General features: G+C 48.1%; 13 protein-coding genes. 9 read left to right on the top strand and 4 right to left on the bottom strand.

Annotation, left to right across the window (positions count from 1 at the left end; translation table 11 throughout):
* Positions 1-112 precede the first annotated feature (112 nt).
* The gene (locus HP398_RS23705; RefSeq protein ID WP_173623815.1) at positions 113-730 is read left to right on the top strand and encodes a DedA family protein; all 618 of its coding nucleotides are present in this window, start codon (positions 113-115) and stop codon (positions 728-730) included.
* A gap of 10 nt (positions 731-740) precedes the next feature.
* On the opposite strand, the gene HP398_RS23700 is transcribed toward HP398_RS23705, so the two are convergent.
* Together HP398_RS23700 and HP398_RS23695 are read right to left on the bottom strand one after the other, a co-directional pair.
* A complete protein-coding gene (locus tag HP398_RS23700) occupies positions 741-2,288 on the bottom strand; it encodes a vWA domain-containing protein (protein WP_173623814.1) in 1,548 nt (515 codons plus the stop codon).
* Between the two features lie 158 nt (positions 2,289-2,446).
* Positions 2,447-3,364 carry an alpha-helical endospore appendage domain-containing protein gene (locus tag HP398_RS23695; RefSeq protein ID WP_017251866.1) on the bottom strand — a complete coding sequence of 306 codons (918 nt, stop codon included), beginning with the start codon at positions 3,362-3,364 and terminating at the stop codon, positions 2,447-2,449.
* A 250-nt stretch (positions 3,365-3,614) separates the two neighbouring features.
* Between HP398_RS23695 and HP398_RS23690 the strand changes: the two genes are divergently transcribed.
* From HP398_RS23690 to HP398_RS23665, 6 genes are all read left to right on the top strand, one after another.
* A complete protein-coding gene (locus HP398_RS23690) occupies positions 3,615-4,679 on the top strand; it encodes an AAA family ATPase (protein ID WP_017251865.1) in 1,065 nt (354 codons plus the stop codon).
* Positions 4,680-4,682: 3 nt separating this feature from the next.
* A complete protein-coding gene (locus HP398_RS23685; protein ID WP_017251864.1) occupies positions 4,683-6,482 on the top strand; it encodes a vWA domain-containing protein in 1,800 nt (599 codons plus the stop codon).
* Positions 6,483-6,605: 123 nt separating this feature from the next.
* A complete protein-coding gene (locus tag HP398_RS23680) occupies positions 6,606-7,811 on the top strand; it encodes a chromate transporter (protein ID WP_173623813.1) in 1,206 nt (401 codons plus the stop codon).
* Between the two features lie 159 nt (positions 7,812-7,970).
* Positions 7,971-8,570: a TetR/AcrR family transcriptional regulator gene (locus tag HP398_RS23675; protein ID WP_069852916.1), complete on the top strand. Its 600-nt coding sequence runs from the start codon at positions 7,971-7,973 to the stop codon at positions 8,568-8,570.
* A gap of 65 nt (positions 8,571-8,635) precedes the next feature.
* Positions 8,636-9,865 carry an MFS transporter gene (locus tag HP398_RS23670; protein ID WP_017251862.1) on the top strand — a complete coding sequence of 410 codons (1,230 nt, stop codon included), beginning with the start codon at positions 8,636-8,638 and terminating at the stop codon, positions 9,863-9,865.
* Between the two features lie 198 nt (positions 9,866-10,063).
* Positions 10,064-11,137 carry a glycerophosphodiester phosphodiesterase gene (locus HP398_RS23665; RefSeq protein WP_017251861.1) on the top strand — a complete coding sequence of 358 codons (1,074 nt, stop codon included), beginning with the start codon at positions 10,064-10,066 and terminating at the stop codon, positions 11,135-11,137.
* A gap of 39 nt (positions 11,138-11,176) precedes the next feature.
* On the opposite strand, the gene HP398_RS23660 is transcribed toward HP398_RS23665, so the two are convergent.
* The gene (locus HP398_RS23660) at positions 11,177-12,355 is read right to left on the bottom strand and encodes an oxalate decarboxylase family bicupin (RefSeq protein ID WP_173623812.1); all 1,179 of its coding nucleotides are present in this window, start codon (positions 12,353-12,355) and stop codon (positions 11,177-11,179) included.
* A gap of 180 nt (positions 12,356-12,535) precedes the next feature.
* Between HP398_RS23660 and HP398_RS23655 the strand changes: the two genes are divergently transcribed.
* Positions 12,536-13,291, top strand: coding sequence for a DUF4241 domain-containing protein (locus HP398_RS23655; RefSeq protein WP_173623811.1), 756 nt, complete (start codon positions 12,536-12,538; stop codon positions 13,289-13,291).
* Between the two features lie 4 nt (positions 13,292-13,295).
* On the opposite strand, the gene HP398_RS23650 is transcribed toward HP398_RS23655, so the two are convergent.
* Positions 13,296-13,859 carry a YEATS domain-containing protein gene (locus HP398_RS23650; protein ID WP_017251858.1) on the bottom strand — a complete coding sequence of 188 codons (564 nt, stop codon included), beginning with the start codon at positions 13,857-13,859 and terminating at the stop codon, positions 13,296-13,298.
* Between the two features lie 134 nt (positions 13,860-13,993).
* On the opposite strand from HP398_RS23650, the gene HP398_RS23645 reads away from it, so the two are divergent.
* Positions 13,994-14,581, top strand: coding sequence for a TetR/AcrR family transcriptional regulator (locus HP398_RS23645; RefSeq protein WP_017251857.1), 588 nt, complete (start codon positions 13,994-13,996; stop codon positions 14,579-14,581).
* Positions 14,582-14,796 lie beyond the last annotated feature (215 nt).

Genomic DNA, 14,796 nt, shown 5'->3' with positions numbered 1-14,796 from the left:
AAAAGGAAATAAGATCTTTTTTTAGGATACCATATGCCCTGATCTGATTTTTTGTAAAAAAGCCAGAATGTCAAAGAATAGGGAGAGAATACAATGAAGTAGGACAACATTATTGGAGGTAGCCGTGGAGCAGCATCTGGATCTTTTTTTGATGAAATATGGATATGTCGGCATCTTTTTTTCGCTCACACTTGGTGTTGTGGGGCTCCCCATACCCGATGAGGTACTGATGACGTACGCTGGCTATGCGGTTTCCCGCGGTGTTTTGCACATGCCGTTAACGGTGCTGAGCGCTTTTTTGGGAGCGGCAGTAGGGATTTCGATCAGCTATGCGATCGCGTGGAAGTGGGGGCTGCCGTTGCTTATGAAGGTTGGACCGTACATGCATATTACGCCGAAAAAAATAGAGTCAACCCAAAAGCTGTTTGCCAAGTACGGTCCATACCTGTTGCTCATCGGCTATTTTTTGCCTGGCGTCCGTCATGTTACCGCCTATTTGGCAGGAGTCTCCGCAATGGGGTTTCGACGATTCGCTATTTTTGCTTACGCTGGCGCCTTTCTTTGGAGTGTCACTTTTTTACTGTTGGGACAGGCGCTTGAGAAAGAGTGGCTCAAAGTCGTCGTCTATATACGTCATTACGGCATCACATTTTTGCTAATCGGTTCGGCGATTGGAATGATGGTTTATATTTGGATGAGGTACAGGAACAGCACCACGACCAGGACATAAGGAAGAAGAGTTAGTTCCGGATAATAGACATGCTATCGCGGACCAAGCTGACAAATTCCAGCTGTTCCTCACCGGTGGCTGTCGATTCGGCTAGCTTGAGTACGTCGGGAAGCGAGCTTCTTTCGGAAAAGGGGCTATCCCGCAATATTTCCGCGTACTCGGCAACGGAAGCCAGGAAAGTCAGCTCAGGTGACAGCGCGCTTTGCACTTGTACGGGCTCGGCAATTTCCTCTACTTTTTGGGAAACGATATTGTGATAGCGAATCCGTACCGTCCCTAGATCTGTTTTTGCTGGGGAAGCAAGCTTGACTTCGTAAAGGGCGGTCACGCTGTGCCCAGCACCGATTTCACCTGCGTCTGTCTTGTCGTTACGAAAATCCTTGTCGCGGACATCGCGGTTCTCATAGCCGATCAAGCGATACGAGTCTACCTTCTTAGGGTCGAATTCTACCTGGATTTTTACGTCACGAGCGATCGTTTGGAGGGTGCCCGTCAATGATTCCGTAAAAATGCGGCGCGCCTCGGAAAACGTATCAATGTAGGCGTAGTTGCCTTCTCCTTTATTCGCAAGCTGCTCCATCAGGACGTCATTATAGTTTCCCATGCCAAAGCCAAATGTGCTCAAGTAAATGTCTTTTCGCACATAGTCCTCGATCGAACGCAAAATGCCCTCGGCTCCTGTTTCTCCTACGTTGGCCACACCGTCGGAGCAAAGAATTACCCTGTTTATAGCGCCGGGCTTGAAGGATTTAGCCGCCATTTCATAGCCGAGCATGAGCCCTTCTTCCGCGTTGGTAGAGCCTTCGGGTTGGAGTTCAGCGATTGCAGATAATATCGCGTTTTTGTTTTCAGTAGAGGTAGGAGGCAAAAGAACCCGTCCTTCAGATCCATAGACGATGATTCCTACAGAATCTGTGGGTTGTAACTCATCCACGAGGACATTCAGACTTCTTTTTACCAGCTCCAATCGGTTTTCCCTATTCATCGAGCCAGATACGTCAATGACAAAGACGAGGTTTGCAGGCTTTCTGTCTTCGGCTGCAATTTCCTTTCCTTTGATGCCTACGCGAACCAATTGATTGCCTTTCTGAAAAGGAGAGGGGCCGCCATCCACTTGAACGGCAAATGTTTGATTGGTGGGAGCTGGATAAGCTGCTGGAAAATAGTTGATGAATTCTTCCACCCGAACAGCCTCTGCTGGAGGAAGAGTGCCGTCTTGAACAAAACTGCGCATGATCGTGTAGGAGCCGGTATCCACATCTGCGGCAAAGGTAGATAGGCGATCTTTTGCAGTAGAGACAAAAGTATTGGCGCCATAGTCTTTGAAGTACATATCGTTTGCAGGTGGGGCGGATGTCTTTTCCAGGACGTAATCAGCCAAGGCGCTTGAACTACTGCGTGGACTTGAGCTCAGAGTTTCTTTATTCTCGCTTTTCTGGGCAGGTGCTGGTTGCTGGCTCTCACCCGTACCGCTTGTCGCCAATTGACTATTCGAACTACACCCAATCAATGATGCGACCAATATGGTGATGCCACTTACTTTCACGATTTTTCTCATCTTTAGATATTCCCCCTTTGCCTATGTGACGTGGTAAAAAAAGGAATGTTACATAAGGAGGAGAAGTAGGCTTGTCCGCAGCAAGAGCTTCACTCGCAACGACAGCCAGGATCGAGTCGTAGCTGCGGCTCCGAGTGGCGAAATGATTTATGTTTGGATTAGTCGGCAATCTTCACTAAAGTGAGGAAGCCAGTCACCGTCGTCGTTCCGTCTGCGAAGCTTTGCAAAAACTGGTCTGCGATACCTCCCGTACGGAATATGTCTACGATGTCACCTGCTACTAATCGGGTGAAAGAGGTAACCATGCCGAATGCATTTCCATCCCCTGCACTATCCGCACTGCTTGAAGTTCCGGCAGAAGCTGTAATATTAGCGCCATTCCTTCTGATAATGAAAGACACTTCACTCGCTTGTGCAGTAGTAACACGATAGCTGATGAGATAGATGCCGCTTGTAGGTACGGTCACTTGCCCGCCAGCGAGTAAAAAGCCGAGTGAATTGTCTGCATTCGACACATTCAGCGGGACGATCGTGTTTGGCGAGATATCGATAGCGGAGGATAGCCAGAAGTTGCCGAAAACACTGGAAACAGTTCCTGTCGCGCCTGTTACCCCCGTGGCCCCGGTCAAGCCGACTCCTGTTGCCCCCGTTATTCCTACCCCAGTCGCGCCAGTAGCCCCCGTAGCCCCTGTTGTTCCTGTTCCACCTCCATCTGCTCCGGTGGCTCCTGGTAGACCAGTGACTCCAGTGGCTCCCGTTGGTCCTGTGAGACTAGCGATAAACGATGCTGTTAATACGGAATTCAGCTTGTTGTACAGCAGAATCTCTTTCTTTGTTATCTCTCTGAGCGTATTTACTACACTAGCATTAACGTTCAGCAAATCACTAATGGTTGCAGGGGGACCTGTTAATCCTGGAAGCGTACCAAGGACATATTGAAACTTTTCCGCCTCTGCATTAATGATATGGCTTAACCCTAGCTCTTCCATTGCGATAGATGCCAGTAGCAAGTTTGCGACTTGGCTTTGTGTGATGGTAATGAGCGGGGTAATGTTGGGGATATTTGCTTGTGACAAATGAAACGTCCTCCTTCTTTCTTCACGTCCTTTCATCCTATTCCGATAAGCTGCATAAGGGGATTGGTAGGTTTCATTGTTTTTATTCAGGTACGGTTTACCATGTGATGCCTTTCTTTCTTGCTCCTTATTCAATCTTCTTGTAATATTAGGAAATATTTGTGGTGTGACGGTCGCTCTAGTCAATGGAAATCAATTACGAAAAGAGGTAGATTGCTGCAAAAATCAATCAAACAAGAGAGGTTATAAAATGAATCTAGGAATTCAAGTCACGCAAAATCAACTGATGGATGTGCTGCTAAACGTTGCGGTAGCTCGTCCCGTATTTATTTGGGGCGCACCGGGAATCGGCAAGTCGTCTCTCGTCGAGGCGTTTGCCGAGCAGGTGGGCCTGCCTTGCGTATCGTTATTGGGTAGTCAGCTGGCACCTGAGGATATTATTGGTGTCCCACAGATTGTAGATGGGAAAAGCAGATTTTGCCCACCTGCGCAAATTGCGCGAGAAGAACCGTACTGCTTGTTTCTTGACGAATTGAATGCATGCTCGCAAGAAGTGCAAAAGGCGTTTTACAGTCTGATTCATGAGCGGAGAATCGGGGATTATCATCTGCCAGAAGGGTCCATTGTGATTGGAGCAGGAAACAGAGCGCAGGATAGCGCGATTGTCAAACCGATGTCGTCTGCTCTGATCAACCGGATGTTCCATGTCCAATTGCTAGTCTCGTATGAACAATGGATGAAGTGGGCTTACAGCAACGGCATCCATTCCTACGTGCTGCAATTTTTAGAGGTGCGCCCGGACTATTTGTGGTCGCAGCCACCGAAGAGCGAGGAACCGTTTTCTACTCCGCGTTCCTGGCACATGCTATCTGATGCCCTGAATGAATTCGGTGAGAACTTGACGACAGAGATGGTGGGGGTACTGGCCTACGGTTGCTTGACGCCCCAGCATGCTGCTCAATTTCGGGCTTTTCACAAGAACATTCAAGGCAAATATCAGCTCAACCGTATTTTGGAGGGAGAGGCTTCTTTCCCGACGGCTCCAGAGGATCGGGACGTCCTGTATTTTCTGGCGGATTCTTTCCGTTCGCAGATCAAAAAAGAACTGCCAGCGGATAAAGCCTCTGTTGGGGAGCAGCATAAACGGTTTGCGCACCGAGCGAAAGCTCTCTTGAAGGAGCTCGCTTCCATTTCACTGGAAATGGCACAGATGATAGTGGCGCGGCACGAGGATGGCGACGGATTGCCAGACTGGTTCGTTGTGGAGGTCATTCGTGATTTACCGCGATTGGCCATGGATAGGAAGGGCAAATAGCCTATGGCCCGAGGAGTTAAAAACGACCCGTCGACGCAAAACTACGAGCAGGCCGTACATTTTTTAAGTCATCACCCGATGTTTGGTCCACTGTCCTCGCGAGCGCACTTTATTCGTTCCGAGCGAAGTATTTGTCCAGATAACGGTTGGGTAGTCGTGACCCGGGAAGGCAGCTTGTACGCGCATCCGAAGCGCAGAGGGGAAGTCGGGGAATGGATTTATGTTCTCGCACATGCACTGCTGCATTTGGGCTTCGGACATTTTGTGGAAAAAGGGCAGCCGATTTTGTGGAACATCGCATGCGATTGTTTTATTACGCGTTTTTTGAGAGACATGAAGCTGGGGAAGCCTCCTGCTGAAATGGCCTTTGAGCTGGATAAATCGGGAAAGAGCGAAGAAGAGCTGTATGACTGGTTCGTGGAGCATGGGGTGCCGGAGCATTTGAAGCTGTTTGGAACGGGCGGGGAAAAACAGGCAGATATGCTTTTCTCAGATAAATACGTCCGGTATACCTACAATCGAGATGTGAAGTGGGAGCGGCTCTTGGGGATTGGGCTGGCGCAAGCGGTGCAAAGTGCTGTCAGCGTAGCGGGCGGTTATTCCGATGCTCTTGGGAATGAAGAGAACCAGCTGTCTGAGGCACAAAAGGCCAAACGTTGGTTCATCAATCATTATCCATTGCTGGCTTCCTTAGCGAGTCATTTCACGATTATCGAGGATTCGCAGATCTGCCAACGGCTGCAAATCTCGGTGGCAGCCATTGATGTCACATCCAACGAGATCTTCATCAATCCTGCGGCGGGCTTGGATGAAGAGGAATGCAAATTCGTGATGGCACACGAGCTTTTGCACGCAGGGCTTCGCCACCATGAGCGATGCCAAGGACGCGACCCGTATTACTGGAATGTCAGCTGCGATTACGTGATTAATCAATGGCTGATGGAACTCGGTGTGGGACGTTTTCCGCAAATTGGCGGACTGTACGACCCAGACTTGAAGGGACTCTCGGCAGAGGCGATTTACGATCGAATCGTGACGGACATGCGCACATATCGCAAGCTCTACACCTTACGTGGAATCGGCATGGGTGATATTCTGGATGGTGACGATCCGCGTTTTTGGGAAAAGGGTCCGGGAACGACGCTGGATGATTTTTATCGCAATGCGATGTCGCAAGGCTTGATCTACCATCAGGAGAAAGGACGAGGGCTTTTGCCTGCGGGTTTGGTAGAAGAGATTCGCGCCTTGGGGCAACCGCCTATTCCGTGGGATGTTCAGCTTGCCCGTTGGTTTGACGAGCATTTTCCTCCGTTGGAAAAGAGTCGCACGTATGCAAGGGCAAGCCGCAGACAGTCCTCTACACCTGACATTGCCCGTCCTGCCTGGAGCTTTCGGGAAACGGATCAGCTGGCACGCACGTTTGGTGTCGTGATTGATACATCCGGCTCGATGGATACCAAGCTGCTCGGCAAAGCATTGGGGGCAATCGCGAGCTACAGTGAAGCACGAGATGTTCCGTATGCACGCGTGGTCTTTTGCGATGCGCAGGCGCATGATGCGGGCTACCTTTCTCCCGAGGACATTGCAGGTCGTGTCAAAGTCAAAGGACGCGGGGGAACGATCCTACAGCCGGGCATTGACATGCTGGAAAAAGCAACCGATTTTCCAAAGGACGGACCGATTTTGATCATTACCGATGGGGAATGTGATCGGATCAAAGTAACTCGTAGTCATGCCATCATGCTGCCGAAGGGGAGTAACCTGCCGTTCGTGGCGAGAGGACCGGTATTTCGAATGGAATAGCAGGGTTTAGGCTCCGTATCGATGATGCGGGGCCTTCTTTATGATCTTTTTACAATGAAAGGGTGGGAAAAGCGATAAAATAGCTTGTATGATGAAGCGGAAATCGGAGAGGTGTACAGCTAAGTGAAAAATAATCTCCTAGAAGAAACCGGGCACAAAAAAAGTAGATGGGAAGCTGTGTTTGAAGTTTTGCTCGTTTCGACCAAGCTGGGATTGACTTCATTCGGCGGTCCCATCGCGCATCTCGGTTATTTTCACAACGAATACATTCGCCGAAGAAAATGGATGGATGAGCAAAGCTACGCGGATTTGGTTGCGCTTTGTCAGTTTCTCCCTGGTCCCGCAAGCAGCCAGGTAGGGATCGGAATCGGAATCATGCGAGCCGGATTGTGGGGAGGGGTTGCTGCATGGATCGGCTTCACTTTGCCTTCGGTATTGGCGCTCCTGATCTTTACGTTCACTTTACAAGGTGTGGACAGTGGCAGTGCTTCTTGGATTCACGGTCTTAAATTAGTAGCTGTCGCGATTGTTGCTCATGCCGTATGGGGGATGGGACAAAAGCTTGCCCCGGATCGAACACGGGTGACGATTGCGATCATCGCTGCTACCATCACACTGCTGTGGCATTCTGCATGGAGTCAGGTCACAGTCATGGTTCTAGCAGGAATAGCAGGGGTGCTTATCTTCCGGCAGCAAAAAGTTTCGGATCTTCCTGAATTTCGTGTGCCAATCAGTCGTGCACTAGCCATTACGTGCTGGATCGTTTTCTTCGGACTTTTGTTGGTGCTGCCTATCCTACGAGAGAGTACAGGCTTTTCCTTGCTCGCGTTGTTTGAGAGCTTTTTCCGTGCGGGCTCACTTGTTTTTGGTGGAGGTCACGTTGTATTGCCTTTGCTTGCGAGAGAGGTGATCTCGACAGGTTGGATGACGGAAGAAGCTTTTCTTACCGGCTACGGGGCTACTCAAGCCGTACCGGGGCCATTGTTTACGTTTGCCGCTTATTTGGGAGCCATGATTGCAGGCGGAGTCGGTGCAGTAGTGGCTACGATTGCGATTTTTCTACCAGCCTTTTTACTCGTCATCGGCGCATTGCCGTTTTGGAATGCCTTGAGGAGAAATTCGAAAATCCAGGGAATGCTGGTAGGTGTGAATGCTGCAGTCGTCGGGATTTTACTGGCAGCCCTGTACGATCCGATTTGGACGAGTACCATTCTTGCTCCGCTGGATTTTGCGGTAGCGGCTATTTTGTTTATCATGCTGGAGCACTGGAAGCTGCCGCCATGGCTGGTTGTGGTTACCGGGGCTTTGTACGGTCTGTTGCTGTCTTAGACGGATGTCTTTTTCTTCTCCTCCACTATGTTGACCCAAACCAAAATGCCCTTCATAGCTCTGTCTTATCGCATAAGAAGGTTTGCCAAGTATGTTTGTAGCGCTTATAATACTGAATGAAAGTTCAGTATTGCTGGATGGGAAGTTGGTGAAGGAGCATTGAATAAAAAGAAACAGCAAACGGAGCAGACAAAGAAGAAGATAGCGGATGCATCCAGAATTTTATTTATGCAAAAAGGCTACAAGGCCACATCAATAGAAGATATTGTGAAAGCTACTGGATACAGCGGTGGTAACATTTATTATCATTTCAAGAGCAAGGAAGGGCTGTTTTTACATCTGATTGAAGTTTGGAACAGCGAATGGGAAGAGAAATGGCTGGCCAAGGAACAGCTCTACACGACCTCGATCGATAAATTGTATGGAATAGCCGAACATTTTGCGACCGATTTTATGAACCATCCGTTGACCAAGGCTGCTGATGAATTTTTTGACATATCGGAGAAGCCTTCGGATGTGGAGGATCGTATCAACGAAATGATCCAAGGCTATATTGACTTTAATCAACAGTTGCTCCAAAAGGGGATCGATAACGGCGAATTTGAAATGACGAATGTAACCGGAGTCGCCATTATCCTGGACAGCCTGATGTTTGGTTTAAATCAACACTCGCGACGAATGGAACGAGAGGAAGCGCTGGCGACTTTTCGGTTAGCGATGGATGTGTTTTTATTTGGCATTGTCAAACCGTCCCGCTAGCTTTTTTTACGCGATTATCTAGAATAGATATTCAGTGTTTTGGTGATGGATTGGAGGAATAGTAAATGGCTTTATTATTAAAAAATCAGGGAGCCCTCCTGATTCTGATGTTCAATATTTTCCTTGTCTTTACGGGGATCGGGCTTGTTATACCGATTATGCCAAAGTACATGGAGAGTTTGGGAATTACCGGGGGAACTATCGGCTTGTTAGTGGCAGCTTTTTCGCTGACGCAGCTACTTTTTTCCCCAATTGCCGGGCGATGGGCCGATTCATTCGGAAGAAAAAAGATCATTGTAATCGGCCTGGTCGTATTTGCTATCTCAGAAGGGCTGTTCGGAATAGCGAATTCTCCAGTCCTGCTGTTTGTTTCTAGGTTGTTAGGCGGCATCAGTGCCGCTCTGATTATGCCGGCCGTAATGGCTTACTCAGCAGATATTACAACGAATGAAGAACGAGCGGCCGGGATGGGGTATATTACGGCAGCCATTACGACTGGTTTTATTATCGGTCCAGGCATTGGAGGATACATTGCTGAATTTGGTATTCGTGCACCTTTTTATACCGCAGGAATTGCGGGACTGATTGCTGCATGTATCACGTTGTTAATCCTCAAGGAGTCGAAACCCACGGAAGATTCATTATCTGACTCTCATTCTAGTGAAAAACAACGAAGCAGTCTTCTTTCCCAGTTAATGTACTCCTATCGAGAGCCTTATTTTTTCAGTTTGATCATTGTGTTTGTCATGTCTTTCGGACTGGCTAATTTTGAAACGGTCTTTTCCTTGTTTGTCGACCACAAGTTTGGATTTGAGCCGAAAGATATCGCCTTTATCATTACATTCGGGTCAATCGCAGGTGCAGTGGTCCAGCTTACTGCTTTTAGCTGGATCATGAATCGCTTTGGCGAGAAAAGGGTCATTTCAGTCTGTCTGCTCTTTGCTGGTCTGTTTATTGTTCTGACGCTTTTTGTTCACGGATTTTGGATGATTTTTGCCGTTACCTTTATCGTATTTCTGGCAATCGATATTTTGCGACCGGCCATCAGTACCCAAATGTCGATGCTTGCAAAGGATCAACAAGGCTATGTTGCTGGTCTTAACTCGGCCTTTACCAGTCTTGGCAATATTGCAGGTCCTATCGTAGCTGGATTTTTATTCGATGTGGATATCAACTATCCGTATGCGCTAGCATGTATGGTTTTGCTTATCTGTTTCGTCTTATCGCTAAGAGTTAAAAACCGCAACCTGAAGGATGCCAATGCGGCTTCCAGTCAAGTATCCATTCATGGATGATGAGGTAAATGGGGTACAATAATTAAATGAAACAGCGGCGAGTCTAAGACTTTATGTTCAGGTCTTAGTTCGCCGCTGTTCCATTATTCGGGTTCGCGTAAATAAATCTTTCATGATTACTTAATAGAGATAGAAACGGAAATTTACATCATTCATTTATAGTGGGAACGGTAGTACATACTGTAAGGAGTGAAGCAAATGATGAAGAAAAAAGTGATGGTAGCAACTGCCGCCCTTATGATGTGTGTAGCACCAGTCGCCTCTGCCGCCGGAAATCCGCACTGGTCAAAAACTTCTCCCAAAGAGTTCGATCTTCAAGCTCATCGCGGAGGACTCGGACTCACGGTAGAGTCCACGTTGGCGTCGTTCTCCCACGCCCTTGAATTAGGAGTGACCACGCTCGAGCTCGACGTGCAAATCACGGAGGACAAGCAGGCAGTGATTACGCATGACCGCAAGATTTCGGGTGCCAAGTGCCGGGATACAGGCCCACTTTTCGCTGGCGATCCTGAGTATCCGTACGTTGGCAAATACATAAAGGACCTGACCCTCGACCAAATACGCACGCTGGACTGTGGCACACAGACATTGCCGCAATACCCAGGGCAACGCCCAAGCCCAGGTGCCGAGATGCCGCTGTTGAGCGATGTATTTGACCTCGTTAAAGACTACAAGGCCAATCATGTGTGGATGAATATCGAGACAAAGGTAGAGGCGGGAGCGCCAGAACAAACCGCTCCGCGTGAAGATTTCGTACAGATCGTTGCTCGCGAAGTCCGGGATGCCGGGATGCTTGATCGGGTATCGATCCAAAGCTTTGACTGGGGGGCGCTCATGCGCATGAAAGAGGTTGAGCCGCGCTTGCCGATTGTGGCACTGACGAACGGTGCGCAATTCCTGCAACCAGGTCAACCAGGAGCTTCACCGTGGCTGGGCGGAATCGACATTGACGACTTTGGAGGAGACCTCGTGGCGGCGGCCCACTCGTTCGGTGCAGACGCGATCTCCCCTGTGCATGGCTCTCCACAGAACGGCAAAGTCACCGACGAGAATTATGTGCCCTATGTCACGAAGAAAATGGTAGAGGACGCGCACAAGGTCGGGATGAAGGTGATTCCGTGGACGGTCAATGACGCACCTACGATGAACAAGCTGATCAACGATGGCGTAGACGGGATCATTACAGATTACCCGGACCGTCTGCGTGAGGTCATGGAGCAGCGTGGTCTGAAGCAACCGAAGAGCTACAAGACTCCCAAAAAAGAGAAGTAAAAAGAAGACCAGTCCATTCGGGCTGGTCTTTTCTCGTATTCACGGAACATAGCCATATCCAGGATATTTGACAACGGGCCATTTATCCTTGCGCAAAGCATCTAATAGTTCAGGACCTACACACAAGTTGGAAGCGACGAGTTCATGTGGGGTGAGCGCCATCCATTGATTCAGCGACACATCGACAAAGCGGTCGCTCTTGAACATTTCCAAAAACCACACTGTTTCCGTCCCGGTATTTTGGATATAATGCCCAGTCGCAAAAGGAACGTAACCGACATCACCTGCTTGGTAGTCAAACGTTCGAGCGTTTCCGTTTCCGATAAAAACCGTCATCCGCGCTTGGCCTGAAATGTAATATTGCCACTCGTCGTTATTGGGATGCCAATGCAACTCTCTCATGGCCCCGGGACGTACCTCTACGAGTGCTGCCGCGATTGTCTTGGAGATTGGGAAGTTGCGGGAATCGACGATGCGCACACTACCACCAGGTGTAATGAGGGGGCGTTGGGCGAGTAAACGGTGGGAAAAAGGGAGGGGGACGGTTCCGTATGGAGATTCCACTTGATCTGCTTCGATGGAACCCGGAACCTCGCTCTGATAAATGTACACTTGCTTGTCAGGAATGTCGGCAAAGGCTGATTCTGGTACACCGAAATTTGCGGATAGCACATCGGTTGGCGTATGCGCAAACCAATCGGAGATCGATAGCGTATTCAGATCGGAAAAATGCCCATCGTCGAAAACGAGCAAAAACTCGCAGCCTTCCTCAAGCCCCTGAATCGAGTGGGGGATGCCGGGAGGGAAATACCAGAGATCGCCTTTGCCGATATCTGCGATAAAATTCCGTCCACGTTGGTCAACAGATGTAATTCGTGCACGGCCGAGCAGCATGTAGGCCCACTCCGCCTGCTGATGCCAGTGCAGCTCGCGCACACCGCCTGGCGTCAGGCTCATGTTTACACCCGCAAGTGTAGTGGCGATTGGCAACTCGCGTATGGTGACTTCACGGGACCAGCCGCCATGATTTAATGTCATCGAGGCATCTGAGAAGGAAAATTTCAGATTGGGCAGCAAGCCCGCATCTGTGACGGGAGGAACTAGCATATTCGGATTTTGCCGATCACGCATGACATTCCGTGGACCGAGATCGACCCATCCAGTCCCGTTACTTCTCATCGGCTGGGGAATTTGATCCCCCTTGGCTGGCGGATTCATTCGGGCAACCTCCTTCATCCTTGGACAGGCATAGGTTTTGTCGTACTTCATCCACTAACCATGCCTATGCATCGGATTGCCCGTTATGCAAACAACGAAGCCGTTCTACCTTTTCTATGGGTGATTTTGTATAATTTTAGGAGTGATTGACAACTTGACAATTTTAGGATGTGTATAAAGATGAAAAAGATTCCAAACGATCAATGGCTAGCAAAATATGAACATAAAAAACAGATGTTAGAGCCCCAAGTTGATTTACACACCTATTTCACATCAACGGAGATCAGTGGGAAACCAATTAACTTGCTTTCTTTGGGGGAAATCACGATTCCCACTGGAGACATCATCGTTCGTGATCCGCTTGTGTATCTGGAGAGAAATAGTGTTCCGTATTTTCGAAAAGTCCCTACAGGAACCTTTCCATTAACTGTTTGTGTGGTAACCGTTGAAGAAGACCACTACAGATATGCAGCTGCTAAGGTGGAGTTCACAGATAAAACTCCCCAAAAATTTACGGAAGCCCTCATTGGAGACGAGGATTTCGAAAATCTAGCAGAAGGCGAATATTTTGGGTTTAATGTGGACGCAGGCCTTGCTACTGTGGTAGATGTCAAAACAAGAGATGCTTATCTAGAATTTTATGATCGATGGAAAAAAGACAATCCAGACGGCAATATTTATGACGATTATTTCGCTGGTGTTTTTGCACAAAGTTACAAAGACCATCCAAAATACCAAAGAAGCGCTGGAGATTATATAAACTGGACGATACCAGGTACCGATTTATCCGTTCCGATGATTCAGACTGGATTTGGAGACGGAGCCTATCCTGTCTATTTTGGGTTGGATGAACATGATCAGATATGCCAGCTGGTTATTCAATTTATTTGTATTGAACTCGCATTTGGTGAGGATGACAGCGAAGACGAAAGCTAGCCTCTCACCAATCATTTTTAGAAGCAGTATCTCGCTTGTCTTTTTTTGGAAACAGAAAATAGCTGGCTGTAATCAACAGATCAATCCCCAGAACAACGGTCCATAGCCGGAGAATATGCCATAAAGAAGCAGTTCGTTCCGCATCATCGATAAAGTAGATGGTTCCCGCTAAGAGAGCCGCCCCAATTACATAGGAGAAGAGATGTCTAAACCAGCTGTTGGCGTAATGCTTGGCATACTCCATGCCGTATAACTTGGGCTTCGCCGTACCTTGCTTGGTGACGTACTGCTGAAATTTTTCATCCGCCCATTGAATCATGCTTTTTCCAAACGCAAGCGATACCCCGATATAAACGGCAGCCAGCGCATGAGGAATCGTAGCGGTAGCCCCACGATACAAATCCACGCTCGTAACGACGAGCAAAACTACATCAACAACAGGCGTCAGGGCGAGAAGAAAGAGCCCGGCCTTTTTTTGTTTGAGCACGTACCTTGTGAAAAGGCCAAGTACAATGACCACCCAAAATGCGATTTCGCATGCGACAATCATCCATGCAACAAAATTCACTAGAATAGGTCCCCTTTTCGGAAATTTTTATAATACAACTGTGCTAATAAAATGAAGTTTATCATCAAACTTAAAATAATACAATTGTATTATCAAAGTTGCTTGTCCCTTGCAAATCTTGTTAAAATACAACTATGCCAAAAATCATCGATCATGAGAAAAGAAGAGAACAAATAGCAGAAGCAACGTGGCGTGTCATTGTTGAGCAAGGAATGGAGGGAGCGACGGTAAGGGGCATAGCAAAAGAAGCAGGACTTTCATTAGGTGCTCTGCGACATTACTTTGCAACACAAGATGAACTGTTGATGTATGCCATGCAGCTCGTAAAAGAAAGGGCGACAGCTCGAATTGCTGAAATCTCCGCCAATGAAAAATGGGCGCCAAAAGAGAGAATCACCAAAATCTTTCTGGAGCTACTCCCTACGAATCAAGAAAAGATGGTCGAAATGGAAGTGTGGTTTGCTTTTACCGTGTACTTCCGACACAAGAAAGAAGGCTTTGATGCACAGCACGACGGGATCTATGCCGCCGTCCGCAAGCTGTTGGACTCTGCTGATCAACTAAATCTATTACGCAAAGAGCTGGACAAAGAGATGGAAGCAGAAAAGCTCTATGCCGTCATCGATGGTCTGGCGCTGCATGCCTATCTTGAACCGCAGCGTGTCAATGGGGAATGGATTACGAAAGTGCTAGAGCATCATCTTGCATCCTTGTTTCATTAACTGACTTTTACACTTCTTTTACGAAAAAGATGGTCCATTCTTCAAACAAGATAAGAAACACATACAAATACGCTCATAAAGAAAAGCAATCGGATCAAGGAAAGGTTGATCTGATTGCTTTTTTTCGTCATGTGCGTTGGTTTACAAAGAACACAATGGGCTTTGATACGCAGTTAACAATGCTGGATTACGATGAATGTACAAATATTCTTGAA

It is taken from the genome of Brevibacillus sp. HB1.4B (assembly GCF_013284285.1).
Lineage (GTDB): Bacteria > Bacillota > Bacilli > Brevibacillales > Brevibacillaceae > Brevibacillus > Brevibacillus porteri.
Note: the sequence above shows the minus strand (reverse complement) of the source record. Positions and strands in the feature narration are given on the sequence as shown.